Annotated in this window: 23 protein-coding genes; 2 read left to right on the top strand and 21 right to left on the bottom strand. The window is 44.3% G+C overall.

Translation table 11 applies throughout. The annotated features are described in order from the left end of the window. Positions 1-27 precede the first annotated feature (27 nt). The 9 genes from HMPREF2704_RS06905 to HMPREF2704_RS06865 all read right to left on the bottom strand — a co-directional run bounded on the left by HMPREF2704_RS06905 (position 28) and on the right by HMPREF2704_RS06865 (position 9,698). Positions 28-1,350 (bottom strand): sensor histidine kinase, encoded by a 1,323-nt coding sequence (locus tag HMPREF2704_RS06905; RefSeq protein ID WP_070846068.1) that lies wholly within the window; start codon positions 1,348-1,350, stop codon positions 28-30. Next, a complete protein-coding gene (locus HMPREF2704_RS06900; RefSeq protein ID WP_070846066.1) occupies positions 1,347-2,000 on the bottom strand; it encodes a response regulator transcription factor in 654 nt (217 codons plus the stop codon). Before HMPREF2704_RS06900 ends, HMPREF2704_RS06905 begins: the two co-directional genes overlap by 4 nt. A 72-nt stretch (positions 2,001-2,072) precedes the next feature. Continuing rightward, positions 2,073-3,449 carry an ABC transporter permease gene (locus HMPREF2704_RS06895; protein ID WP_070846064.1) on the bottom strand — a complete coding sequence of 459 codons (1,377 nt, stop codon included), beginning with the start codon at positions 3,447-3,449 and terminating at the stop codon, positions 2,073-2,075. A gap of 12 nt (positions 3,450-3,461) precedes the next feature. Further along, positions 3,462-4,094: an ABC transporter ATP-binding protein gene (locus HMPREF2704_RS06890; RefSeq protein ID WP_070846062.1), complete on the bottom strand. Its 633-nt coding sequence runs from the start codon at positions 4,092-4,094 to the stop codon at positions 3,462-3,464. Positions 4,095-4,109: 15 nt separating this feature from the next. Beyond that, on the bottom strand, positions 4,110-5,372 hold the full coding sequence (locus HMPREF2704_RS06885) for an ABC transporter permease (RefSeq protein WP_049506179.1): 1,263 nt from the start codon (positions 5,370-5,372) through the stop codon (positions 4,110-4,112). 181 nt (positions 5,373-5,553) lie between these two features. Beyond that, a complete protein-coding gene (locus HMPREF2704_RS06880; protein WP_049475286.1) occupies positions 5,554-6,192 on the bottom strand; it encodes a YesL family protein in 639 nt (212 codons plus the stop codon). A 104-nt stretch (positions 6,193-6,296) separates the two neighbouring features. Further along, a complete protein-coding gene (locus HMPREF2704_RS06875; RefSeq protein WP_070846060.1) occupies positions 6,297-7,859 on the bottom strand; it encodes a type 2 periplasmic-binding domain-containing protein in 1,563 nt (520 codons plus the stop codon). Positions 7,860-7,868: 9 nt separating this feature from the next. Then, complete coding sequence (locus tag HMPREF2704_RS06870; RefSeq protein ID WP_049475288.1) at positions 7,869-8,765, bottom strand: carbohydrate ABC transporter permease; 897 nt, start codon at positions 8,763-8,765, stop codon at positions 7,869-7,871. Between the two features lie 15 nt (positions 8,766-8,780). After that, positions 8,781-9,698 (bottom strand): ABC transporter permease, encoded by a 918-nt coding sequence (locus tag HMPREF2704_RS06865; protein WP_024055802.1) that lies wholly within the window; start codon positions 9,696-9,698, stop codon positions 8,781-8,783. Between the two features lie 195 nt (positions 9,699-9,893). On the opposite strand from HMPREF2704_RS06865, the gene HMPREF2704_RS06860 reads away from it, so the two are divergent. Then, the gene (locus HMPREF2704_RS06860; protein ID WP_070846058.1) at positions 9,894-11,561 is read left to right on the top strand and encodes a sensor histidine kinase; all 1,668 of its coding nucleotides are present in this window, start codon (positions 9,894-9,896) and stop codon (positions 11,559-11,561) included. Further along, positions 11,542-13,086 carry a helix-turn-helix domain-containing protein gene (locus HMPREF2704_RS06855; RefSeq protein WP_049475290.1) on the top strand — a complete coding sequence of 515 codons (1,545 nt, stop codon included), beginning with the start codon at positions 11,542-11,544 and terminating at the stop codon, positions 13,084-13,086. Before HMPREF2704_RS06860 ends, HMPREF2704_RS06855 begins: the two co-directional genes overlap by 20 nt. Before the next feature lie 42 nt (positions 13,087-13,128). Here the strand turns inward: HMPREF2704_RS06855 and HMPREF2704_RS06850 are convergent, their stop codons facing one another. From HMPREF2704_RS06850 to HMPREF2704_RS06795, 12 genes are all read right to left on the bottom strand, one after another. Beyond that, complete coding sequence (locus tag HMPREF2704_RS06850; protein WP_024055805.1) at positions 13,129-13,326, bottom strand: DUF3272 family protein; 198 nt, start codon at positions 13,324-13,326, stop codon at positions 13,129-13,131. 38 nt (positions 13,327-13,364) lie between these two features. Beyond that, positions 13,365-15,041 carry a DNA polymerase III subunit gamma/tau gene (gene dnaX, locus HMPREF2704_RS06845; RefSeq protein WP_070846056.1) on the bottom strand — a complete coding sequence of 559 codons (1,677 nt, stop codon included), beginning with the start codon at positions 15,039-15,041 and terminating at the stop codon, positions 13,365-13,367. Then, entirely contained in the window at positions 15,041-15,538 is a 498-nt protein-coding gene (locus HMPREF2704_RS06840) for a GAF domain-containing protein (RefSeq protein WP_070846083.1), read from the bottom strand. Before HMPREF2704_RS06840 ends, dnaX begins: the two co-directional genes overlap by 1 nt. 486 nt (positions 15,539-16,024) lie before the next feature. Continuing rightward, positions 16,025-16,705: a YoaK family protein gene (locus tag HMPREF2704_RS06835; protein WP_049485824.1), complete on the bottom strand. Its 681-nt coding sequence runs from the start codon at positions 16,703-16,705 to the stop codon at positions 16,025-16,027. Between the two features lie 195 nt (positions 16,706-16,900). Then, positions 16,901-17,539, bottom strand: coding sequence for a uridine kinase (gene udk / locus HMPREF2704_RS06830; protein ID WP_003007856.1), 639 nt, complete (start codon positions 17,537-17,539; stop codon positions 16,901-16,903). A 141-nt stretch (positions 17,540-17,680) separates the two neighbouring features. Continuing rightward, a complete protein-coding gene (locus HMPREF2704_RS06825) occupies positions 17,681-18,793 on the bottom strand; it encodes a hypothetical protein (protein ID WP_070846054.1) in 1,113 nt (370 codons plus the stop codon). Between the two features lie 112 nt (positions 18,794-18,905). Next, positions 18,906-19,985 carry a hypothetical protein gene (locus HMPREF2704_RS06820; RefSeq protein ID WP_024055743.1) on the bottom strand — a complete coding sequence of 360 codons (1,080 nt, stop codon included), beginning with the start codon at positions 19,983-19,985 and terminating at the stop codon, positions 18,906-18,908. Between the two features lie 124 nt (positions 19,986-20,109). Next, entirely contained in the window at positions 20,110-21,156 is a 1,047-nt protein-coding gene (rfbB, locus tag HMPREF2704_RS06815; protein ID WP_023918493.1) for a dTDP-glucose 4,6-dehydratase, read from the bottom strand. Positions 21,157-21,358: 202 nt separating this feature from the next. Then, the gene (locus tag HMPREF2704_RS06810) at positions 21,359-21,952 is read right to left on the bottom strand and encodes a dTDP-4-dehydrorhamnose 3,5-epimerase family protein (protein ID WP_049475294.1); all 594 of its coding nucleotides are present in this window, start codon (positions 21,950-21,952) and stop codon (positions 21,359-21,361) included. Beyond that, on the bottom strand, positions 21,952-22,821 hold the full coding sequence (rfbA, locus tag HMPREF2704_RS06805) for a glucose-1-phosphate thymidylyltransferase RfbA (RefSeq protein ID WP_003002772.1): 870 nt from the start codon (positions 22,819-22,821) through the stop codon (positions 21,952-21,954). The genes HMPREF2704_RS06810 and rfbA overlap by 1 nt, the downstream gene beginning before the upstream one ends. A 185-nt stretch (positions 22,822-23,006) precedes the next feature. Next, the gene (locus tag HMPREF2704_RS06800; protein ID WP_024056125.1) at positions 23,007-23,441 is read right to left on the bottom strand and encodes a hypothetical protein; all 435 of its coding nucleotides are present in this window, start codon (positions 23,439-23,441) and stop codon (positions 23,007-23,009) included. Positions 23,442-23,574: 133 nt separating this feature from the next. Continuing rightward, positions 23,575-24,399, bottom strand: a complete 825-nt coding sequence (locus tag HMPREF2704_RS06795; protein WP_049522580.1) for a ZIP family metal transporter — start codon at positions 24,397-24,399, stop codon at positions 23,575-23,577. Between the last annotated feature and the right edge of the window lie 106 nt (positions 24,400-24,505).

Genomic DNA, 24,505 nt, shown 5'->3' with positions numbered 1-24,505 from the left:
GGCTAGGACTTTTGTCCCAGCCTCTTTTTATTCTTGTGGCTCCTTGGGCAGCTCCATACGGAAGCGCAAGCCCATAGCCGTTTTATCAAATTGGTAGGCCAGTTCTTCATGGTCTAGCAAGTGTTGGACCACAAAGAGTCCCAAGCCGCCTTCCTTCTTCTGACGGCTAGCAGTCATTGGCATCTCAGCGGTCTCTACCATTTCTTGACTGGTATTTTCAACCGCCAAGTGCGTTCCTTCTTCGAGACGGAGTTGGATCTCTCCACCGGCATCCGAATGCTTGACGGCATTACTAATGACATTTGAGAGGACCAATTTCAGAATGGCTGGGTCCATATAAACTGCTTTGTCAGGGATTTGATTGTTAATCGTGAGCGCGCGAGATTGAGCCAAGACCTTGTACTGGTCGAGGATCTGCTCTACGACCTGATCCAACTGGATCCATTCCTTGTCTCCGGCCAATTCTTGGACAGAGGAGAGAGACAGGATTTCTAGGACGATCTGGTTCATCTCATCGACGATATCGAGGGAGACCGACAGATAGCGGTCCCGGTCCTTGTAGCGGCCGATCTTATCCCGCATATTTTCTAGGATAATCTTCAAGCTGGCCAGAGGCGTCTTGAGCTCATGCGAGGCTCCCCGTAGGAATTCGACCTTCATCTGCTCCAACTTCAGATTTTCTTGTTTTTGCTGCTCTAGATTGTCAATCACCTCTAGGAGATGGTGATAGAGGTCGTTGATCTGTTGCTTGAGAACGCCGATCTCATCCTGCGAGTGAATGGGAAGACTGGCTGTCCGATCCAAGCGCTTCATCCGCTTGGTCATCTGCTTGATCTCAAGGATCGGAGCAGAAATCAGGCGGGCATAGAGATAGGAGGCAATCACTGACAGAACAAAGGAAGCAAGAAGACTATAGGGAAGAAAGCCCAGACTGATGTCCCGCGCTTCCTTTTGCGAATCGACGGTTGCTAAGAATTGCAAGGTCAAGTCTTTTCCCTCTTTGGTCTGGATCTTTCGCTCCTCAATGACCAGGGAATTGTTCTGACTGTTAGGGTTCAGGAGCAGGTCATCCTTGACCTCTAGGGCATTCTGTTTTTCCTTGCCCTTGATCGAGACCTTGATATCGTTGGTCTTGGAATAAAGGTCAATGACCGACTCAATGGTTCCTTCTTCCTGGCCTTGGAAACTCTTGGCCAGGGCCTGGGATTTCTTCAAAATCGTCTGGCGCTGGGACTCGATATAGGTCGAGGGGAAAATAAAGTAAACCGAAGCGTGTAGAAGGATGACTAAGCCACTAAATAGGGCAAAGGTGATCAGAAAGATCTTTGCAAAGATACTTCGTTTGGTCATGGTCTCTCCAATTTATAGCCGACATTGCGTACCGTTACGATACAGTCCAGCTCTAGTTTTTTTCGTAGTTCCTTGATATAGACATCGATCACCCGATCAAAAGGAATCTCCTCTGTCTCCTTCCAGACGGCATCGAGGATCTGAGAGCGGGTCCGGGCCTTGCCCTCATGCTGGAGCAAGTATTCCAAGATCTCCAACTCCTTGGCATTCATGGAGATAGGTTGACCAGCTAGGCTGGCTGTGTAGCTCTCAAAATCCACCCGTGCCTCTCCATAGGTGAAGACCCGGGAAGGCTGGAGCTTTTTAAAAATAGCTTCGATACGGACCTTTAAAAGTGACAAGGAGAAGGGTTTTTCCAGGTAGCCATCTGCCAACTCTCCAAAGGCCGTCAACTTATAGTCCTCGTCATGGAAGGCCGTCAGCATGAGGACAGGCACCGAGCTGGTCTTCCGGATGGTCTTGAGCACTTCCAAGCCATTGAGGATAGGGAGCTGGATATCCAGCAAGACCAGATCTGGCGCTTCTCTGTGAAAGAGGTCCAAGGCCTCCTGCCCATCACCTGCTTCAAAGACCTCATAGCCACATTCCATGAGATAGTCGCTCATCCCTTCGCGAATCAGGACTTCATCTTCTACGATTAGTATCTTCATACACTTTCCTTTTATCTAAGAAACTTCTTCTACCTCCTATTATACCCTATTTCTATTTTAGGAAACAATCTCTTATTCGACATCCACCAAGAGATCTTTTGGTTTCTTATGCAAGAGCCATTGAGAAGAAAGGATGGATACGAGAATCAAGAGGAGGCCGCCAACCAAAACAATCACCAACAATTGGCTCGGTTGGATGTCCATATGGAGGTCTGTTAGGGTCTTACTGAAGCTTTCTGCCTCAGCTCCACCACCAAGGTTGGCTGCAGAGGATTCTTGAGCCATTTGTTTGGCAATGCCACTGGTTACGTTCTTGAGTACCGTATCTCCGACTGTTTTGGCAAGAAGTCCTGCAACTCCATAGGAGAGGAGGAAGGCTGGGATGGAAATCATGACCAATTCTGCCACGAATTGCCCTGCAATCTGCACCTTGGAGAGTCCCAAAGCCAGCAAGATCCCAACTTCTCTGCGACGGGCATTGAGCCACAAGACGAGGAGAAGGGTGAGAAGCAAACTAGCAAAGATGAGGCTGCCGATAAACAAATAGTCCGCCACTTGGAACATGCTGCTGATGGATTTTTGCAAGGCTGGGTAGTTGGAAGAGCTCTTAACCAGGTCATAGAGGTTCCAGTCAATATCGAGTGCTTTGATTTTTTCGATCAAGGCATCCAGGTCCTGATCCCCTTTGGCAAAGAAGGTTGCATCCTCATAGGTAGCTGTTTGGACAGTATTGCCATAGAGTTTAGCAGCTGTATCCAGGTCAGAAATGAGGGTATCTTCATACAATTCTTGTGCGTAAGTTAGAGGAGCTTGGTTCTTCCCTGAGAACAAGCCCTTGATGGTCACTTCGACAGTTTCATTGGCCCCTTTTTCATTGTCAGCATCGTAGAGATTGGACTTGAGACGCACCTTATCGCCCACCTTAAGCCCATTCTTTTTCGCCAAATCTTCGTGCATGAGGATTTGGTTTTTGTCCTTATCCGTCAGATGCTCCCCTTGGACCAGCTTGTAGGCTCCAGAGACAAACTTATCTTCTTTTGAAGAGTCATTGACCCCTGTCACCATCAAGGTATTCTTGAAGTGCTTGGCCCGCTCTGGAGATTGATTTTGCAGGGTTTCTTCGGTCTCAATGATCTCGTGGTCTAGGATATCCGCGATGGCATTGATCCGCCTGATGGAGGAGGTGATCCCCTCTACCTGGCTGATTTTTTCGATATCCTCTCCTCTGAGATTCCCAGCTCCCCGAGGGGTTCCCGGATTGGTCCGTCGGTTGATCTGCATGGAGAAGCTATTGGTAATGGATCCCAGGCTTTCCGATGAAGCTTTTTGGGTCGCTCCCTTCATGGAGAGTCCGATCAAGCTCAAGGTCCCCATGAGGAGAATGATGGCAAAGAGCAAGAGGGACTTGGGCCATTTACGTGTGATATAAGCAAAAGCATTGCGCAACATAGCATTCCCTCCTTACTTGCTTTTCTCAACGAGGCTACGACGACTCAATTCCAAGACCACATCGGAGGCCTCCGCCACTTCCTTGCTATGGGTGACGACGATGACACATTTTTGGCGTTCCTTGGCCAGTTTCTTTAAAATGGCAATGATGTCACCAGCTGTCTGTTCATCAAGGTTTCCAGTCGGCTCATCTGCCAAGATGACAGGTGCTTCTGAAACGAGCGCACGCGCAATGGCCACCCGTTGCTGCTGCCCGCCGGATAGTTGCAGGACATTGCGTTTGATTTGGGTTTCATCCAGCCCCAATTCCAAGAGAATCTCTTTCCCAGCCTGTTTGTTGACCAGGCGGACATTTTCAAGTGGCGTCAAATAATCAATCAGATTGTAATTCTGAAAGACCAGGGAGACATGGTGCTTGCGGTGGTAGCTAGACCCTTTGGTCTGGATGTCCTCCCCATCAAAGAGAACCTGCCCCTTCTTGGGATTGTCCAGACCAGCCAAGAGGGAGAGGAGGGTCGATTTCCCTGCTCCAGACTGACCGATAATGCTGTAAAATGTCCCATTTGCGAACTGATAGTTCACGTCTGAGAAGATCTCTTCTTGGTAACTTTGGTAGCTATAGGATACATGTTTGAGTTCTAACATAGGTGTTATTTCTCCTTAACTCATTTTTGTTAATATTTCTTTTGGGCTCTTGCGCCAGATCATGCTGGTCGTTACACCGAGCGACAGAAGGATCAAGCACAAGAGGCTAGCATAGGCGATTCCTAAGGAAAGGCCTTGAGGGACTTGGTTGAGCAATTCTAGGGTTTGCTGTTGACCGGTCTGTCCGACAAACTGCTCTAAGAAACGATGGCTGACCATCCGCCCGATGAGAAAGGCTGGGATCACTGCTAGTAAGGATACCAGCACCACTTCCAAGAGGAACTGTCTAAAGATCCGGCCCTTGCTCTTCCCAATGGATAAGAGGACGCCGATTTCATGAATCCGCTCTCGTGTCCAGAGACTGAGTAAGAGCGATAGGGCACCTGCTCCCGTCACCAGGAGGACGATCATCATGATCCGCACCAGGCCTTCTAGGGTCTGAGAGGATTCCTTCATCTGGTCAAAGGCCTTGCGATCTTCGACCACGCGTAGCGATTGCCAATCCAGATCCAAGCTTTTGACTTGCTTCAAGAGGGCATCGATTTTCTCAGGATCTTTGACCCCAAAGGTGACCTGGGTCACTTCTTGCTGACTGAGACCAAGAAGCTTGGTCGCATCCTCATAAGAAAGGTAGACTTGGTTTTCACTCAAATCAGAGGTCATTCCTGTGAATTTTTCCTGTTTTTTACCCGAAAAGATCCCAACGATTTTAAAGGTTTGCTCTTTGGCAGGAGTCTCTCCCATCTGAAAGCTGGATAAGGTCAAGGAATCTCCGACCTTTAGCTTATTCTTCTTAGCCAACTCTTGGTGAATCAAGATCTGCCCGCGAGCCTTGTCGGATAAGTGCTTGCCTTGCACCAGTTGAAAACTGCCACTGCGGAAATCTAGGTGCTGGTCTGTCTTCTGGGTAAAAACAGCGCCTAGCGCTTGCTTGGCTTCCTGACCCAAATCATCCCGCTCTACCGACTGCTGCCCAGTCACCGCTTCTTTACCAAGAATACGAACGGGACTTTCATATTGAGGAACCATGGCTCCCACCCCAGCTAGCTGCTGCACCTTTTTAGCCTCCTTTAGAGGAAAGGGAGTAGCCCCCTGCTTACTGGTCAGGGCAAAGCTGGTCCCAGCCGACTGCTTGATATGTTCCTCTAACCTTCCTCCCACTTGCATCAGTGAAAAACAGAAATACAAGCAAGAAAGGATCAAAAGGAGAATCAGAAAGAGAACCAGATTCCTCGTTCTTTTTCGAGAAATATAGGCGATTGCCTGTTGTAAGAGCATGATCTTACCCTCCATTTCAAGGTCCATAGCAATGCAATGTGGACGCTTTCATCATTTGTTATAGTTATTATAGAAAAGAAATGTGAAATGTTTATGAAATAGAAAAAGTTTCCTAGATTTTCTAGGAAACTTTATTCGATTTAAATAATATTAGGAAAATATGCGTCCCACTTGCTTGACCTTATTTTTCAAAGACTCCTCCTTCTTGGATCTTTGAAAAGATCTGATCGGTCAGTCGAACATTTAAGAAGCTCCACAAGGCGAAACCACCAAAGGTAAAGAGATAAATAGCTGTCAGTAACCGTTCCGGACTACTAAGACTGATATAAACTACTGCCAGATTGAAGAAGACAAGAAAGATGGTTTGAATAGGATTTAAGAGAGCAATGAGGAAACTATTCAGACAGACCTTTCTTGTAGGGTCTTCAAAGAGGCCGATATAAGGGAAGATCAAGGTCATCCCTCCACATAGAAGGACGAAAAAGGGAAGCAAGATCCAAATTCCATACTCATTTAAGAAGGCCGTATTTGAAAAAAGACAGTAATCCAGATAAAGAAGGGCTGATAGTCCTAGACAAGTCAGCCAAATCACCGTCGCTTGCTTGAAATTGGTGCGAAAGAGACGGAAAAAATGAAAGACGAGATCCGTATCTTCCCCTTTCAACAAGCGGTGCCACATGGTTGCTAAAGCCGTAAGCGACGCACCGATCGTGAGAACCGGAAGGCAGCAAACGATAAACAAGGTGTTCAAGATAATGATGTCTGTCAACCGGGTCAAGATCTTGACCAAGCGTCCATCCAATGAAAATAATTTTTGCATCTTCTTCTCCTTGTGCTTCATCTCAATTTCTGCTACTTCCTCTAGGGAAGCACTCAGGGGCCTTAGGCCCCTGAGTTACTTACTTGAATCCATTTAGACCCCTGTTACTTCACTTCTTTTTGGTAACGATCATAGGCATCCTGTTGAATCTTCATAAAGTCATCAATGCCCATCTTCTTCAAGGTTGCTTTGTAATCATCCCATTCTTTTTCGATGCCCCCTTCTACTACCCATTTAGAAGCTTGTTGGGTAACATAAGAGTTGATATCTACATAAATAGAGGATAATTTGTTTAATTCTTCTTGAGAGTAGATGACATTTGGATATGCTGGCAAAGCGTATTGTTTCAATTCTTTGTCCATCTTCAATTTGAGGCCATCACCCTGTGTTTGGTCGATGTCGACATGACTATTGATATCATCCGACACATATTTTGGTCCAAAGTCACGAAGGGAATTGATCCAAGCCCATTCATCGGCAGATTTACCATCTTTTGGAGCCAAGACCTTGTACTTGTCACCATCTTTTTCAGTCGCAATACCAAAGGAGCCATAGAAGTTTTGGATGCTGGCATCATCCGTGTAGAATTTATCCAACCATTTGAGCAATTTTGCAGGGTCCTTGCACTTATTTGTGATCAGGATTTCATTGCGTCCATAGTTCAAATGATCTGGGTCAGAAATGACATATTGTTTGCCATCTGGGCCTTTCAATGCTGGGAGAGGAGCATATTCGCTGGCATGTTGGCCAAAGGTTGCATCTGCTGTCCAACCACTTGACACACCGACACGCGCCACACCCTTATCCATCCGTTTGGCAACAGACATAGAGGTATCTTCTGTAAAGAGTTCAGGGTCGATCAAGCCTTTCTTGTAGGCTTCATGCATCGCCGCTATCCCTTGTTTATAACTTTCTTCCGTCCGGAGGTAGACCGGTTTGCCATCTTTGACGGACATTTCATAGGTATTATCTCCACCCAGACGGTTGTTGAATGGCAAGATATAAGAGAAGGTCGGATCAAAGTTACCAGAGCCAAATGGAATTTCATCATTGACATCCCCATTGCCATTGGCATCTTTGTCCTTGAAGGCTTGTAAAACAGTCACCAATTCATCATAGGTTTCCGGCATCTTCAAGCCAAGGTTGTCCAGCCATTTCTTATTAATAAAGAGCTGGTTGCCGACGATTGGCCGCATTGGCAATTTCTTAGGCAGACTGTAAATATGACCATCTGGGTTGGTCACTATGGCTTTTAATTTCGGTTCTTTTTCAAAGGCCTTGTTCAAGTTTGGCATATTGTCCTTGATCAAGTCTTCCAATGGAATGAACATATTTTGGTTCTGAGCGATTTCAGAATCCGTAAAGGCATTGGATCCCAAGAATGCGTCTGGTAAATCTCCACTGGCTACAAGGACAGATTTCTTATCCGACCAGTCTGCAGCCACCATGGTATCCCATTTGATCTTGATACCTGATTCCTTGGCTGAATCATCTAGAAAACCTTTGTGATAGTCTTCCCCCCAATCCGACCAACGAACGGTCGTGATCTTGAAGGTATTTCCATCATTCTTGTCATTGCTTGATTTATTTGTGGAAGCTCCACAAGCCGTCAAGCCAGCTAAAGCAGCTGCTCCAAGGAGCAGATAGGCAAATTTCCTGTTTTTCATGATCTTCTCCTATTCTTTCAAGGCACCTATCATGACACCTTGATTAAAGTATTTTTGGACGAATGGATACAGCATCATAATCGGTGCTGTTGAGATAACGATGGCTGCATATTTCATCATATCAGCCTTAATACGGAGGTCAGAAGCTACCTCCCCTGTTGCTTGCGATTGCAACATTTGATTACTAATTAAGAGACGGCGCAGGATCAGTTGTAGGGGTTGGAGATTTTCATTGGTCAAATAAATCAAGGCATTGAACCAAGAATTCCAGATCCCTACTGCTGTCCAAAGTCCAATAACGGCAATAATAGCCTTGGACAAGGGGAGCACGATCTTTCTGAAGTAATGAATGGTTCCACAACCATCGATCTGGGCGGCTTCCCACATCCCTTCTGGAATACTATTGTTAAAGAAAGTTCGAGCTACAACGATATTGTAAGGAGAAACTGCAAATGGTACGACCATTACCCAGAAGGTGTCGACCAAACCCAATTGTTTGACTGTCAAATAAATGGGAATCAAGCCTCCAGAGACAAACATGGGAACGATAAAGAAGACACTGACCCATTTCTTAGCAAAGAGGTCCTTTCGCGACAAGGCGTAACCAGCCGGGATATTAATGACCAGGGCAACGATGGTTCCCACAACCGTGTAAAGGATGGTGTTGAGATAGCTCTTTAGAAATAAAGGCTGTTCAATCAAGCGTTGATAGCCATCTAGTCGCCATTCCCTCGGGATAAACCAAACCTTACCAGTTGCCACATCAGACGGATTACTGAAGGAGGCAATAATGACAAACCACAAAGGGTAGACAATCAAGAGAATCAAGCAAATCGCTAGACCATAGATAAAAACATCAAAGAGGATTTCTGACTTGGTCTTTCTCGCATGTTGAAACAATTTCACAATTTCTCCTCCTTTCTAGAACAATCCTGTCTTGGTATAGCGTTTCGCAAACCAGTTGACCGACAGTAAGATGATCAAGTTAACCAAGGTATTAAAGAGACCGATCGCTGTCGAATAACTATATTGAAAATTAATCATCCCCACTTTGTAGACATAGGTCGAAATGATTTCACTTCCTGCCAGATTGAGTGGATTTTGCAAGAGCAAGACCTTTTCAAAACCAACACTGAGTAGGCTGCCTGCTCTGAGAATCAAGAGAATCATCGCCGTTGGTAACAGTAAGGGTAAGTCAATATGACGGATTTTTTGCAATCGACTCGCCCCGTCCATAGTCGCTGCTTCATAAAAGGTTGGATCAATGGCTGATAGAGCGGCTAGATAGATGATACTATCCCAACCGATATGTTGCCAGACATCACTCCAGACATAGACACCCGCAAAGCTACCCGGTTTGGATAAGAGGGCAGGCATCTTTAAGCCGACCAATTTGAGGACATTGGCTAACAGTCCACTACTTGGAGAGAGAAAAAGAATAATCATCCCACACATGACCATGGTCGAGATAAAATGAGGCAAATAAGTTGTTACTTGAAAGATTTTTTTGAACTTGCCCACACGAATTTGGTTGCAAATGATGGCTAGAACAATCGGCAAGGGAAAACCAACCAGAATACTGTAAATAGAAATTTTCAAGGTATTCTTCATGGTTGTCGCAAATTGGAAGGATGAGAAGAACTGGTTAAAATACTTAAGACCAGCCCAAGGACTTCCAAATATCCCAGTAGCGGGAGAGTAATCTTTAAAAGCGATGACTAGACCCGCCATAGGGATATAGGCAAATAAAATCAATAAAATAATCGATGGCAGGAGCAGCACATATAAAGGAATATTTTTCTTCAATTTGCTCTGCTTCGCATTCACTTCGCTTTTCATAAGGCCCTCCTTTTCTTTCTCCTCTATTTTATAGGAATCCTTTCCATCTTTATAGAACTTTTTCGTGCATCTTCATCCACTTTTCCGTTTTCTCCACACAAAAACATGCACTTTCCCGATTTTTTTTACTTTATTATCGGTTTTGTTCATGAATCCGTTTTCAAATAGTGCTATAATATATGTGAGGTGCTCATTATGAAAGCTATTCACAGAAGTACACGAGATCACTCGATCCAATTTTTTTCGCGCCTACTCTTTCTCCTCTTAGTCGTCAATACCTTGATCAACCTTCTGATTGGCGGGATTAGCCGAAATTTTATTAAACACCAAAATATGCTCCATTTAGAGGACTCGATTCATATCTATGCGGATTCCTTAAATACAGAGCTTCACTCCGTTGAGCGTTTTATGTACAGTACCATTAGTCACAATGACTATTTGACAGAGCTCAATACCCCACTTGATTTCACAGATTTTCATGAAAATCTAAAAAAACTGCGGATTGATTTCACGGAGTTCCAGTACCAGATGGATAGCCCCATCACCTTTTTCATAGAGACAAGAGATATCCCCCATTTTTTCAATGCCTCCAGTCTTCAACTGCCCTACCTGGACTATGTACAATTGAAAGATCATCTTAAAACCTATGACAAAGAAACAGACAAGACCAATCAAAAATGGCAACGAATCAGCCTGAACCAGCATGATTATCTCTTAAAATCCCTCCATTACAAGGGCAAGGCTATCTATGCCATCATTTCTACCCAGGATATTTTAAAACCCTTGCAAAAGCTCAATATCGGGAAAAAAGGGCGCTTATCCATCGATCGCCCCAACCAGATCCATGCTACAGATTCCGTCATTCAAGCCGGTAGCAATCAAACCCACCTGCCTTTTGATCTGTATGTGACGGTCGATTACGGAGACGTTTTCCGTACAAATATCGTACTGGAAACCCTTCTCTCCTTGGTCCCTTTGATCATCGCCGTTCTCTCCACCATTCTGATCCTTTATATTCGTCAACGGATGATCCAACCGATGAAACGACTCACCCAACGCCTTTCTCAGCTAGATGCTGCTTCTACCAAGCTAGATGTAATCGAAGACCAAGGGATCTTAGAGATCGATCAGGCCAATCACAAGCTCAATCAGGTTCTGATCCATATGAAAGACCTCCAAATTCGAGCCTACCACGCGCAACTCAATCTCAAAAAAGTCGAACTCAATTACCTCAAAAATCAAGTTCGACCCCATTTTTACCTCAACATGCTTTCCATGATTCACAGCATGCTCCAAACCAAGGACTATAAGGAAATCGAGGAGTTGACCAAGGTGACTTCCAACTACTTGCGTCACCTCTTTCAAGCCAATCAAGATTTCAATCGCTTAACAGATGAAATCCAACATATCCGAAATTACCTAGAAATCCAGAAAATCCGCTATGGGGACAGCATCCACTTTGACCTGGACTGGGATCCTGGTCTGAAAGATGCGGCTATTCCCCCTCTGCTTTTACAAACCTTTGTGGAAAATGCCATCAAACACGGCTTTTCTTTCCAAGATTCCTTCCACATTCACCTTTCCATTCATGAAGAAGCAAACCAACAGCTTGCCATTTCCCTTCAGGATAATGGACCCGGTTTTAGCTCCGCTATCTTACAAGATCTAGCAGAGAAAAAATCCTTAGTCACTGAAAATGGCCACCACATTGGTTTGACCAATGCACGGGAGCGACTAGATCTCCTCTATCCAGATCACTACACCCTTCAATTTTCAAATGGATCCCAAGGAGGGGCCCGCATCCAACTGAGCCTTCCTTATGAACCCTACAAAGGAGACACACATGAATATCCTACTCGTTGACGATGATCGTTTTATCATTAAAGCCCTACAGGAAACCATCCATTGGGAAGCCTTGGGCATTGAGCAGGTATATACTGCCTCCAGTCTGAGCCAAGCCCAAGCCATCATTCAAAGTCACCCGATTGCCCTCATGATCAGTGATATCGAGATGCCACAAGGCAGTGGGTTAGATCTCCTAGCCTGGGTCCGGTCAGAAAAATATGACATTCAAACGATCTTCCTCACCAATTATGCTGATTTCAATTATGCCCAAAAAGCCATTGAACTCCAAAGTTTTGAATACTACCTCAAGCCGATTGACCCAGATCGCTTAGAATTTATCATTCAAAAAGCCCTCAATAAGATCAAGCGCCACAAGAGTGCGGCCCAATTAGCCCAGCAAGGACAAAAAGAAGCTGAATTTTGGCATGACTACTTGCGAAAACCACGTCCATCTCAAGCAGAACAGCTCCTTCAAGAAGTGACAAAACGGGGTTATATCCCCAAACCACATGAAGACTACCTCTTAGTCCTCATCACTCTCCACTTAGTTGAAGAAGACTTTCACCCCAGCGTCCCTTCTTGGCGCTTGCAGCTCCGCCATTGTATCAAGGATCTCTCCCTGGATTTCCCTGTCCACTACTGCGCCCTCAGTAAAATCGAAAGCCAGACTGATCGCTACCTCTGCCTCTTCAAAAAGAATCAGACCGCAGAGTGTGCAGACTTCCTAAAGGCTATCCAGCAGAAGATCCAGCAAGACTTAGACCGATCCTCTATCCTTCTCTATTCAGATACTATTTCCCTTGAGACGCTCTTGATGAAGGCTCTGCAACTCTGCCAATACAGTGAGGAACAAGTCTTCCATTGGGACAGTATCCACTCCTATGCTTCTTTGGCTCCACAACCTCAAAAGCCTGCTCATCGGACATCGCTCACTTTTACAAATCAGCTAGAGACGGAACAGCTCCTCCAAATCATCCATAGCTTAGAAACTCAAGATCGCATCCCGCTCTCAGCTCTGAGTGAACTCCAGCTAGACTGGACCCAGCAAATTGGGATTTATCTGGACAAGAACGGCATTCTCGCCCACAAGTTATTTCAAAACAAACACCATCAATTTCTCTTCGAACGGCGTTTTCATGCCATCGAAGCTTTTGAAGCCTATATTAGGGATTACTGGAGCTCTGCTCGCCATTATGTGATCGATCTAGAACACCAATCCAATCTCATCCAGCGGATCACTGACTACATCGATCACCATTACAAGGAGGATATTAGTCGCACCAAGCTAGCCGAAATGGTTTTTCTTAGTCCAGATCATCTAGCGAGGATGTTTAAGCGCGACACCGGCGAAACACTGGTGAAATACATCACCGATAAACGGATGGCCGCCGCAAAAGAGATGCTATCGCAAAGCGATACCCCCATTTACCAAGTTGCCCTCCAGGTGGGATATGACAACTACTCCTACTTTACAAAGGCTTTTAAACAGAAGGTCGGCCTCTCCCCAGGAGATTACCGCAAACAATGCCAAGAAGCCTTTTAAAACAAGAAAAAACCTTTGAAAAAGGATTTCTTTTCAAAGGTTTTATTTTCTTTTCTTTCTGATTTCTTTTTCAATGGCACTAGCAATTTTCTCCACCATATAGGCCGTCTGGAGATTGCGTAAGATCAAGAGGGCCCAAAAACATGTAAAGAGCATTTGACCCGCCATGGTCGCTTCATTGAAAAAGTATGTCTCCATAGCAGTAAAGACTGCTATCACTGCAAATTGTTTTCTATTCATAAAATTATTTTACCATGATTCAGTAAAAAATTCATGTATTAATCGTCTTGCAGGGTGATTTTATCGGATAAAAAGTGAAATTCCTCAGGGATGACACTTTCCTCTTCTTCTACCACTTCCGCTTTTTGACCACGCGCCTTAGCCGAAAACTCTGCCCGGATTTGGGTCCATTCTTCCATCGAAACCGCTAAAATCTCTGGTGAGAAGCCCGCAGCATTGCTGAGGATATTTCCAAACATGGTATTGAGGTTGTCCCGCTTCATGGTCTGTTCAGCATTAAAGGCAGACTCAAAGGCTAAAATGGCGTGATTTTCATTAGCAGCGACCGGCTGGGATCCGATTAAGAGAGCCTTATCCGCACCTGCCAAACTCTCGATGATTTCCCCCCAAGCGTTCTGAAGACGGATCAAGTTGGTCCGTGCCAACTCTGGGTTTTCAACCGCCTCTTGTAAAATGGCATTGACCTTATTTCGATCCGCACGGTAGCCCTTGTTCGACTTGGTTGGACGAGTTACTGCTGGTTTTGAGGCAGGAAGACTGCTACCCGATTGCGCTAACTGTTGCTTGAGCTGAGCGACTTCCTTCTTCAAGTCTTCCAGCTGAGCTAGTACATTGGAAGGAACCTCCACAGCTGCTGAGTTAGAAACTTGGCCTGTGCTTTCAGCCAATTTAATGGTCATCATTTCAGTGTAGATGCGCGGTTGCAGGCTATTTTTGATATCCGCTAGACTGGTTGTCGCCTGGTCAATCAGGGCAAAAAGACGGGCTTGATCGGCTTCAAGATTCGCCGCAAATAAGTCACTATTGTGGGTATTTTCTCCACCCGTCTGGACAATCAAGAGATCTCTCAGGTATTGAAGTAAGTCCGTGACAAAGCGGGCCATATTCTTCCCATTATCAAAGATAATCGCCAGCTGATCCAGCGCCGCTGTCGCATCATGAGCCAGAATGGCAGCTACGTACTGATCAAGCGCAGCTAGGCTGATAGAGCCGGTAATCTCTTCAGCGATCGCTGTCGTCAACTCACTACCCGCAGTCAGACTCAGGGCTTGGTCCAAAATGGACAAGGCATCCCGCATCCCACCTTCAGCGCGCCGGGCGATGATCTGAACAGCATCTGCTTCATAGGCAATGCCTTCTGTAGCTAAGATGCTTTCCAAATGGTGAACGATATCTGGCAGTTTGATAGATTTGAATTCAAAGCGTTGCACCCGTGACAGAATAGTAGCTGGAATCTTGTGCAACTCCGTTGTTGCAAGAATAAAGACCACGTTTTCCGTTGGCTCTTCCAGTGTCTTCAACAAGGCATTAAAGGCCCCTGTCGAGAGCATGTGGACCTCATCGATAATGTAGACCTTGTGCTTGGCTAGACTCGGAGCATAGGTGGATTTGTCGCGAATATCCCGAATTTCATCGACCCCATTGTTGGAAGCCGCGTCGATCTCGATGACATCTTCTAGGCTCCCATTGGTAATGGATTCACAGATATAGCAGTCGTTACAAGGCTCCCCATTGACTTGATTAGGACAGTTCATAGCCTTAGCAAAGATCTTGGCCACACTGGTTTTCCCAGTACCACGAGGACCCGAAAAGAGATAGGCGTGGCTGATCTTCTCCTGCTCCACTGCCTGTCTCAATGTCCGTGCCACTACTTGCTGGCCGACCAATTGGCCAAAGGTCTGGCTACGGTATTTCCGATATAAAGCTTGATACATTAGTTCTTAACTCCAAACATCTTAAAGTCCCAGTTTGTCTTTTCGATCAAGAGAGCGACAAACTTTTCTAAATACTCCTGATCCAGCTGATCATAGTCAGAGATACACTCCGAATCCAGGTCTAAAACCCCAAGGAGCTGGCCGTCCTTGACCATAGGCACCACAATCTCACTCATGGCTCGACTATCACAGGAAATATAGTTGGCATGTTGGCGGACATCATCGACAATCATGGTTTCTTGCTTCTGGGCCGCTTCTCCACAAACACCCTTTCCGAGAGCGATATGGACACAAGAAACACCTCCCTGAAAAGGTCCCAGGATTAATTCCGTTTGGTCATACAAATAAAAACCCGCAAAGACCGAACGAGGCAGGGCTTGATTTAACAGCGCACTGGCATTGGACAGATTAGCCAAGGCATTGGTTTCATCCATTAAGAGAGCGTCTAACTGAGCCAGCAAGAGCTGGTATTGTGATTCTTTTTCCGATTGTTTCATACTTTCCATTATACCAAATCTTTGCCCAAAAATTAAGCTTCAAACAGCGAAAGAAAAGAGAGTGGGACAGAAATCGGTCATTCGTTAGAATTCGATTTCGTCGTCCCACCTCCGCACAGTTGAGTAGGGCTGTAAAAGCTGATGAAATCAGCGTAGTAGAGCCCACTCAACCACTGCGTCTTGCTCGACAATCCAAAGATAATGGAGAGGCTAGGACTTTTGTCCCAGCCTCTGGAATATAGATAAACTAATTTTTAGTAAAATAACTTAAGCGATTCTGCAAAGAGATAAAATCGAGGTCTCATTAATTTAAATTGATAAAGAATATACTAAACTTTCCGCTGTGAGAAAAGTGCCTGAAGCTTAACTGCTTCAGGCACACGGAATTATTGAGACCTTAGGATCAATAATTAGTCATGGAACTTCTTAAAAGAAGTTCGCTGACGTCCGCACTCACCTAAGGAAAGTTTTTTATGATACCTTTATCTATTCATGCAGCCGATTGAAGTGAAAGACTTCAAAATATTGAATGGCCCGGTAGATTAAAAAGATGGTTAAGATGATGGCCACCAGCCAAATCGTCTTTAATCCATAAAACTGGATCAAGTAGGTCGAAAAAATGGCCCCACAGACGAAACTCCCGATCAAGCAGGTCATAAAGATGGCTTCCCAGAGGAATTTCATCTCCTTTTCTCTGACAAAATTTCCATAAGCCACCATGGTTTTCTTGAGATTTCCGGTCATAAAAGAGTGGTTGTAGGCATAGCTACCTACTTCTCCAAATGAGGTCGCTACGATTCCTAAACTCAGGCCAAAAAAAGGCACGATGAAGACATTTTTTACCGATGCTGGCAAAAATCCCGTCACCAAAGTTGTGAGGATATAGGGCACTAGGGTACTCAAGCGCCAGACTGAATTATCAATCAAGCGACGCAAGACCGTCATTAAAAAGATCCCCAGCATAAAGGCCAGCATCGTGGCTAACTTCACTTCTACATCTGAGATCTGCTGGCCGATCAAACCAACCGATAGAAAGACCACATTTCCCGTCTGGCCTGCCGCCAAGGTCCCACCCCGACAAATAAAGGTATAAGCATCTGAAAAACCAGCACACATGGTCAATAAACAAGCGAACGCCTTAGTCCGCGAATGAAACTCCCTTTTCATTTTCATTCTCCTTAGGAAAAAGAGGGAGTGGTAGAAAATATTTAAATAAACATTTCCCATACCACCCCCACAAAGTTGATCGAGAACTCTTCTGAGTCTTTTAGCGAATGAAGAGTCTCACCAACTACTGAGACATTCCGTAATTCCAACTATTGTTATAGGATTGGAGAGCGATTGCCCTCTTGCTCCCTATCTTTATTTTCCTTCACGCGCTTCGTTGAGGATTTTTTCAATCTTGGTTGTGATCAAGTCAATCGCAACTGTGTTGGTCACGCCCTCAGGAATGATCACGTCCGCATAACGCTTGGTTGGCTCGATGAACTGGTGGTACATCGGTTTTACTACACCAAGGTATTGCTCAATGACACTATCCAGACTCCGGCCACGCTCCTCCATATCGCGCTTGATCCGGCGAATGATCCGCACATCATCATCCGTATCAACGAAAATCTTGATGTCCATCAGGTCCCGAAGGCGCTTGTCTTCAAGAACTAAGATCCCTTCCACGATGAAGACATCCTGTGGTTCCTGACGATAGGTCTTGCTGCTGCGCGTATGTTCCGCATAGTCATAGGTTGGGATATCCACTGGACGACCTGCCAAGAGTTCATTGATCTGCGCAATCATCAAATCCGTATCAAAGGCAAAAGGATGGTCATAGTTGGTCTTGATCCGCTCCTCAAAGGTCAAATGACTTTGGTCCTTGTAATAAGAATCATGCTCAATCATGGCAATCTTTTCATTCGGGAAATTGGCCAAAATGGCACGAGACACACTGGTCTTTCCACCACCAGAGCCACCAGTAACACCAATAATAATAGGTCTATTTTGCATTTTCTACTCCATTACCTGTAGTCGCCTGAGAAGAAATAGACATCTCAGATACATCTTATCCATTTTACCATATTTTTTCCTAGACATGAATAGTTTTTCAGTCAGAAATTTGGAAACAAAAAGGACCTTGCGGTCCTTTGATTATTTCACTTTTTCTAGTTTTGCAGCAAATTCATTACCACCACGTAAGACGAGTATATTTTTTCCACCATTGACAGGTACGAAACAATAATTTGAATTAGCTTGTATATAGACTTCCTTAGCGCTCTTCACTTGATAGCCTTCTGATTTCACCGCTTCTTGAATTACGTCAAATGTGTGTTCAATCTCTTCTTTAGAAGTCGTGTCTCCATCATACTTTTCTTGATCAGCTAGAGAATAGAATGCGTAAGCCTTGTTATCGTAATACTTATCACTTATAATTCCATGATCTGAAATCTGAACAGTTGTATTATCTCCTTCTGTCACATTCTTCCATTTTCCAACCATGGCCTTTGGTGTTTCAACCTTGTGATAGACCAAATTATCTTCAAAGTTTCCTTTGTATGACTTATAAGTTTTCAAGTCGAATAAATCATTTCTTAAAATAATATTGCTTCCGTCTTTTTGGAGCAAGTTATAGCGTGTGTTCCCACCAGACTTAATAACAACTATTTCTGTCGTCTTCAGGTTAAATTTCTTATCGACATCCGCAAGTGAATGCAAGTCTGTTGCATTTAACAAAGAAAGTGCTGTATTAAATTCTTTTTTCGCTTCATTGCCCTTGAGAACCTTTTTGATGTTCTCGCCACCATTGACTTTTTGTTTCTTTCCACTTAGTTCATAAGTGACCGGACTTGAATCCGTATTTCGCAACCAAACACCATCTAGACTTGGTCCACCTGAAAAGAAAAAGAACCAAGCAAAGGCAATCACTGCGACAAGTCCCGCAACTGCAGCCCCAATTTGGGCTTGTTTATTGAAAGAAAATGTCAATTTTTTTGGTCTTGGAACAGGTTGTAAGGTTTTCGCCGATGGCTGCGGTTGGACAGAAGTTGGCTGCTCTTGGGAAAGAGGCGCACTAGGTGCAACAGGTCCTTCCTGAGCAGGAGCCTGCGCTTCAGTGGCTGGAGCTGGTGCCTCAGTTGTTGGAGTCGGCGCTTCTTTTCGCTCTACGACAAACTCCCCTTTTTCACGCGCTTCTTGAAATTCTTGCATACTTGGCTTGCGACCATTGACCGCTTCAAAATATTCAACCCAATCTTTTTGATTCATCATATTCCCCTTATTGATTCATTATAAAAACTAACCATATTATACCACAAATCCATGGTATATTTTGTGATTTTCAGAAAATAAAAGAAAAGGACCTTACGGTCCTTCTAATTTATTTCACTTTTTCCAATTTTTCAACTAAATGATAGTCTTCTGTGAAAACAAGGACTGTCTTCCCTCCATTTACAAGGACATAATAAAAATCAGATCCTAGTTGCTTGTACACGTCTTTCATACTAGTTAGCTGGTAATCTTGGGAATCGACCGCATCTTGAAGATCTTCATAGACCTCTTTCACTTTGTCAGCTGTCTTTTCTTGATCAAACTTAGTTGAAGGCATCTTTTGGAGCTCTTCTAGACTATAAAAAGCCGTACCTTCGCTACTATCATATTCACTATAAGTAAGAATACCACGATCATTTAATTCAAGATAATTGGTTTCATCATCAAAAGAACGCTCAATTTTCCATTTCCCAACTAGAACTTTAGGAATTTCTGTCTTGTGAAAAATAGCATTCTTCTTAAAGCTTTCTGAATGATCACTATAGGTAACCAAATCCATCAAGTCATTGGCTAAAATCACATTGGTCCCATTGCTTTGGAGTAGATTATAAACAAGCCCATGCTCGTCTTTAATGATGATAACTTCCCTCGTGTGGAGGTCAAATTTTCTATCAACATCTGCTAAGTTTTTCAGCTTGGAGTAGTTTAACTGGTTTAAAGCTTTCTGAAACTCTTGTTTTGCTTCATTACCTTTGTAAACTTTCTCAATCTTATACTTACCATACGATCGTGGATCTTCTTGATTTAACTCATAAACCACTGCTGTTGAATCAGCAGGTCCAACCCAAATTCCTTCCAAACTTGGAGTCGGTTGGAAGAAAAAGAAATAAGCCAGTACAATAACAGCTAGTATTCCCACACCTGATAAAGCCCATTTGGTCTGCTTATTCCATTTCACACTAAAGCGTTTGATAGCTAGAGTCTCATACCCTGACTCCACTTGTGACGGCATTTGAACCTGCTCACTTTTCTCTCGTGAGGCTACCGCTGATGGAACTGGTGCTTCAGGAACGGTCTCTTTTCGTTCCACTACAAACTCACCATTCGCTCGTGCATTTTGAAACTCTTGCAGACTCGGCTTACGGTTATGGAGTGCTTCAAAATAGTCTACCCAATCTTTTTGATTCATCTATTCCTCCTAATCGATGATTGTTTTCAAACTGATCCTATTATACCATACATGAAAAGGCAATCACTCATTTTCAGAAAATAAAAGAAAAAGTCCAAGCGATTTTCTACTTGGACTTTCTTCCTTATTTCAAAACTTCTTGTGTCTTCGCATAGTTGGCTTCGACAGCTTCTTTTTCAGCTTTCCACCAGTCTTGGTGGTCTGTGTACCACTTGATGGTTTCTTCCAAACCTGCTTCGAAGTTGGTGAATTGTGGTTCCCAACCCAATTCTTCACGCAATTTGGTTGAATCAATAGCGTAACGCAAATCGTGACCAGCACGGTCTGTTACACGGTCGTAGGCATCTTTTGGTTGACCCATTTTTTCAAGGATCAATTCAAGCACTTCCTTGTTGTTCTTTTCACCATCGGCACCGATCAGGTAAGTTTCACCGATACGGCCTTTAGTGAGGATAGCCCAAACACCAGTTGAGTGGTCGTTGGTGTGGATCCAGTCACGGACGTTCTTGCCTTCACCATAAAGTTTTGGTTTGATACCAGACAAGATATTGGTGATTTGACGTGGGATGAACTTCTCGATGTGTTGGTATGGACCATAGTTGTTTGAACAGTTTGAAATCGTTGCTTTGACACCAAATGAACGTACCCAAGCTTTCACAATCAAGTCAGAAGCAGCCTTGGTTGATGAATAAGGTGATGATGGGTTGTATTTGGTTTCAGCAGTGAATTTTTCACCAGGACCTTCCCCATGTCCAGGAAGATCTTCGCGCAATGGAAGGTCTCCATACACTTCGTCTGTTGACACGTGGTGGAAACGAATGTCGTATTTACGAGCTGCTTCCAAGAGTGTATAAGTCCCAACAAAGTTTGTGTAGATAAATGGAGATGGATCTTTGAGGGAGTTATCATTGTGGCTTTCAGCCGCATAGTGAACGATGGCATCAGCCTTAGCAGCCAATTTATCAACTAATGCAGCATCCGCGATGTCTCCCACCACCAACTCGACACGATCTCCAAGGATTTCTTCGATATTGGCACGGTTACCAGCGTAAGTGAGTTTGTCAAGGACAGTCACATGCACGTCTGGATGGTTGTTGTAGACATAGTGTACGAAGTTTGAACCGATGAAACCAGCTCCACCGGTTACGATGATATGTTTATATTCTGACATTTTTTCTCCAAATAATTTTTAGTTTTGATTGTTCCTTTGGCTAGTAAGTGACGCCAGCAACCCTTCGGTTTCATGGCTAAATCCGAAGCCGAAGTCTCCGGATTTCCCTACAAGATTCCCTACGGCATTCTTGTTTCCACTAGGGCAGGAACGATCTTACAACGCTCCTTGCAGTCGCAATATTGCTACGCAAGGTTCGTTTTTACAAATCTTCTGCTTTTAGGGGTTTGACGTCTTTGAGCAGTGGGTGGTTCTTGTCTGCTTCTGAGACTTCTGCTTCTTCCAAGTTTTCCCATTGGATGTCTAGGCTTGGGTCTGCGTAGTTGACAAAAGCATATTTTGGTTTGAGTTCCAATGCCCAGTAATCATTGACTAAGTATGTATAGGCAACTTTGTCTGACAAAACTTGGAACCCATTGGCTACACCACGAGGGACGAAGATGCCTTTTGAAGCATCGATCACAGTTTGGTAGGTATTCCCAAAGGTCTCGCCTTCACGAAGGTCTACCCAAGTTCCAAGAACCTTGCCTTCATCTGCTACAGAGATATACTTGTCCCAAGGCTCTGCATGCAAGCCACGCAAAACATTCTTACGAGAGAATGAAATATTGTTTTGCAACTTACCTTCTGCAAAGAAGCTTTCAGGGAATCCAAGAGGAAGCATTTTCTCTTTTTGGAAGTTTTCTTTAAACCAACCACGGTTATCTCCGCGCACAGGAATATCAAACTCCATCAAGCCTGGGATGGCTTCAATTTTGCGGGCTGCTAATTCTTTATCAAAAAATAGTTCCGTCATTATGCTTCTCCAATCAAACGGAGCAAATATTGTCCGTATTCGTTTTTCTTCAGTGATTGCGCTAATTCATGGACTTGTTCTTTGGTGATATAACCCATGCGATAAGCAATTTCCTCAAGGTTAGCCACTTGGACATTTTGCAAGCGTTGAACAGTTTCGATATATTGAGATGCCTGCAAGAGACTTTCGTGAGTTCCAGTATCCAACCAGGCAAAACCACGGCCCATGAGCTCAACAGAGAGATCTCCACGCTCCAAATAAGCCTTGTTAACATCGGTGATTTCAAGCTCACCACGAGGGCTTGGTTTGATGTTTTTGGCAATTTCTACCACATCATTGTCATAGAAGTAAAGTCCGGTCACTGCAAAGTTGGATTTTGGATGTTCTGGTTTTTCTTCGATAGAGATGGCATTCATATCCGCGTCAAACTCTACCACACCAAAGCGTTCCGGATCTTTGACTTGGTAACCAAAGACAGTCGCTCCTTTTTCCTTCGCTTCTGCCCGTTGCAACATCTTGGTTAAGCCGTTTCCGTGGAAGATATTGTCCCCAAGGATGAGGGCAACATGATCGTCACCGATAAAGTCTTCTCCGATGATGAAGGCTTGCGCCAAGCCATCTGGACTTGGTTGCTCTGCGTAAGAGAGGGAAATACCAAGTTCAGAACCATCTCCAAGAAGCTCTTCAAAACGAGGAAGGTCTTGAGGTGTTGAGATGATCAGGATATCTTTGATCCCAGCCAACATAAGCGTTGACAGCGGATAGTAGATCATTGGTTTGTCATAAATGGGCATCAACTGCTTAGAAGCCGCACGTGTCAATGGATACAAGCGAGTTCCTGAGCCCCCTGCTAAAATAATACCTTTCATAATGTTAGGCCTTTCTACGTAGTCATTACCCTTATTTTATCATGTTTATATAAAAAAGTCACCTTGCATTTGTGTTACAAGGTGATGACAGGACGTTGATTCTATAGTCCCGTTAACGATCTTCATTATCGTGATTCAAATAGGACGCTCGGACTAGGACTCTTTAATATACTTTAATTCACTGATTACTGCTCCTTGACTGAGCCGTCTGAAAACCTTACCTTTACTCCCGATTTGGTCGTGCCTCTCCTAGAATCCATAAAGCTCTGAAATTCTTCATCTTCATTATGATAGACCCCTATCTTAATTTTTTTCGCATCTTTATCATAAGCTAGTACATGTTCCTTGGAACTCCCATCAGAAAATGTAAATTTTACATCTGCTCCCCATGCGTCCGAAGGAGTAGAGCTATAAGATGGGTTTTTAATCTCAATTTCTTCAATTCCCTCGTAAGAATGCTTCAAGGTCCTTACAAGGCTGACTTCATACTCTCTATTGCGTCTCTTCTCCTCTAATTTTTTGTTCATATAAAACATAGAAATCCCAACTACCAAAAGGAGAGCCAAGGCGATGACGCTCATTATCCTTTTGCTTTTCTTGTTAAACTTGATTTTTACCATAAGATAATTTTCCTCGCTGACTAAGGTCTACCTCTGAATTGAATCTGATGAATTGTTCTTCATCTTTTCATTCTCAAATACCATGATACCAATCATAAAGAGAGCTTGTCCTGATGCTCTCCTTTTCAGTTCCTTATCCCAAAGCGACGTCTAGAATCATCATAATGACAAAGCCAACCATGAGGCCTAAGGTCGCCACATCTGTGTTGCCATTGGTCTGGGAATCTGGGATCAACTCTTCAACCACTACGAAGATCATCGCACCTGCTACAAAAGAGAGGGCGTAAGGCAAGATGGCTGTCATGGATAAGACGGCAACTGCCCCTAGCAGGGCTCCGATGGGCTCGACGATGGCTGACATAGATCCCCAATAAAAGGCATTGAGACGGGATTTTCCATCCGTCCGGATTGGGATTGAAAGAGCAGCCCCTTCTGGGATATTTTGCAAGCCAATCCCAATGGCCAGGCCAACCGCCCCGATAAAGGCTTCTGGACTTGGATTGCTAGCCAGAGCTCCAAAGGCTACTCCGACTGCTAAGCCTTCTGGAAAATTATGAATGGTAATGGCGAGAAAAAGGAGGATTGTTTTAGACAACTTCTTCTCCCGCGGCGTATGGATACTCTCAGCCTCTTCAATCTCCTTCGTCATATGAAGGTGAGGGACGATGGCGTCAATCAAGCGAAGGAAAAAACCTCCAGCTAAAAAACCGATCGCCGCTGGCAACCAAGCCAGGCTCCCATAAGAGGTTTCCGCATACTCAATCGAGGGTTGTAAGAGCGACCAAAAAGAAGCCGCGATCATGACCCCTGCCGCAAAGCCCATCATGATGTCCAGTAATTTGCGACTAATATGCTTGAAGAAAAAGACGATGGCTGACCCGACAATGGTACAGCCCCATGTAAACAATCCTGCGAGAAAGGCCTGCAAGACCACGGATTGCGATTGAAACCAATTCATAACAACTCCCATTTTCTCGATGATTCACTTCTTCTATTCTACTATTTTTAGCCCAATTAAGGAAGATCTTTCGAAAAAAAGAGAGTGGGACAGAAATCGGTAATTC

The sequence above is a fragment of the Streptococcus sp. HMSC076C09 genome (assembly GCF_001837905.1).
In the GTDB taxonomy this organism is placed as follows: domain Bacteria; phylum Bacillota; class Bacilli; order Lactobacillales; family Streptococcaceae; genus Streptococcus; species Streptococcus parasanguinis_I.
Note: the sequence above shows the minus strand (reverse complement) of the source record. Positions and strands in the feature narration are given on the sequence as shown.

Excerpts from the sequence above, each read along its gene's own strand:
- HMPREF2704_RS06905 (WP_070846068.1), bottom strand. The coding sequence starts at position 1,350 with ATGACCAAACGAAGTATCTTTGCAAAGATCTTTCTGATCACCTTTGCC.
- HMPREF2704_RS06900 (WP_070846066.1), bottom strand. The coding sequence starts at position 2,000 with ATGAAGATACTAATCGTAGAAGATGAAGTCCTGATTCGCGAAGGGATG.
- HMPREF2704_RS06895 (WP_070846064.1), bottom strand. The coding sequence starts at position 3,449 with ATGTTGCGCAATGCTTTTGCTTATATCACACGTAAATGGCCCAAGTCC.
- HMPREF2704_RS06890 (WP_070846062.1), bottom strand. The coding sequence starts at position 4,094 with ATGTTAGAACTCAAACATGTATCCTATAGCTACCAAAGTTACCAAGAA.
- HMPREF2704_RS06885 (WP_049506179.1), bottom strand. The coding sequence starts at position 5,372 with ATGCTCTTACAACAGGCAATCGCCTATATTTCTCGAAAAAGAACGAGG.
- HMPREF2704_RS06880 (WP_049475286.1), bottom strand. The coding sequence starts at position 6,192 with ATGCAAAAATTATTTTCATTGGATGGACGCTTGGTCAAGATCTTGACC.
- HMPREF2704_RS06875 (WP_070846060.1), bottom strand. The coding sequence starts at position 7,859 with ATGAAAAACAGGAAATTTGCCTATCTGCTCCTTGGAGCAGCTGCTTTA.
- HMPREF2704_RS06865 (WP_024055802.1), bottom strand. The coding sequence starts at position 9,698 with ATGAAAAGCGAAGTGAATGCGAAGCAGAGCAAATTGAAGAAAAATATT.
- HMPREF2704_RS06860 (WP_070846058.1), top strand. The coding sequence starts at position 9,894 with ATGAAAGCTATTCACAGAAGTACACGAGATCACTCGATCCAATTTTTT.
- HMPREF2704_RS06855 (WP_049475290.1), top strand. The coding sequence starts at position 11,542 with ATGAATATCCTACTCGTTGACGATGATCGTTTTATCATTAAAGCCCTA.
- HMPREF2704_RS06850 (WP_024055805.1), bottom strand. The coding sequence starts at position 13,326 with ATGAATAGAAAACAATTTGCAGTGATAGCAGTCTTTACTGCTATGGAG.
- dnaX (WP_070846056.1), bottom strand. The coding sequence starts at position 15,041 with ATGTATCAAGCTTTATATCGGAAATACCGTAGCCAGACCTTTGGCCAA.
- HMPREF2704_RS06840 (WP_070846083.1), bottom strand. The coding sequence starts at position 15,538 with ATGAAACAATCGGAAAAAGAATCACAATACCAGCTCTTGCTGGCTCAG.
- HMPREF2704_RS06835 (WP_049485824.1), bottom strand. The coding sequence starts at position 16,705 with ATGAAAAGGGAGTTTCATTCGCGGACTAAGGCGTTCGCTTGTTTATTG.
- udk (WP_003007856.1), bottom strand. The coding sequence starts at position 17,539 with ATGCAAAATAGACCTATTATTATTGGTGTTACTGGTGGCTCTGGTGGT.
- HMPREF2704_RS06825 (WP_070846054.1), bottom strand. The coding sequence starts at position 18,793 with ATGAATCAAAAAGATTGGGTTGAATATTTTGAAGCGGTCAATGGTCGC.
- HMPREF2704_RS06820 (WP_024055743.1), bottom strand. The coding sequence starts at position 19,985 with ATGAATCAAAAAGATTGGGTAGACTATTTTGAAGCACTCCATAACCGT.
- rfbB (WP_023918493.1), bottom strand. The coding sequence starts at position 21,156 with ATGTCAGAATATAAACATATCATCGTAACCGGTGGAGCTGGTTTCATC.
- HMPREF2704_RS06810 (WP_049475294.1), bottom strand. The coding sequence starts at position 21,952 with ATGACGGAACTATTTTTTGATAAAGAATTAGCAGCCCGCAAAATTGAA.
- rfbA (WP_003002772.1), bottom strand. The coding sequence starts at position 22,821 with ATGAAAGGTATTATTTTAGCAGGGGGCTCAGGAACTCGCTTGTATCCA.
- HMPREF2704_RS06800 (WP_024056125.1), bottom strand. The coding sequence starts at position 23,441 with ATGGTAAAAATCAAGTTTAACAAGAAAAGCAAAAGGATAATGAGCGTC.
- HMPREF2704_RS06795 (WP_049522580.1), bottom strand. The coding sequence starts at position 24,399 with ATGAATTGGTTTCAATCGCAATCCGTGGTCTTGCAGGCCTTTCTCGCA.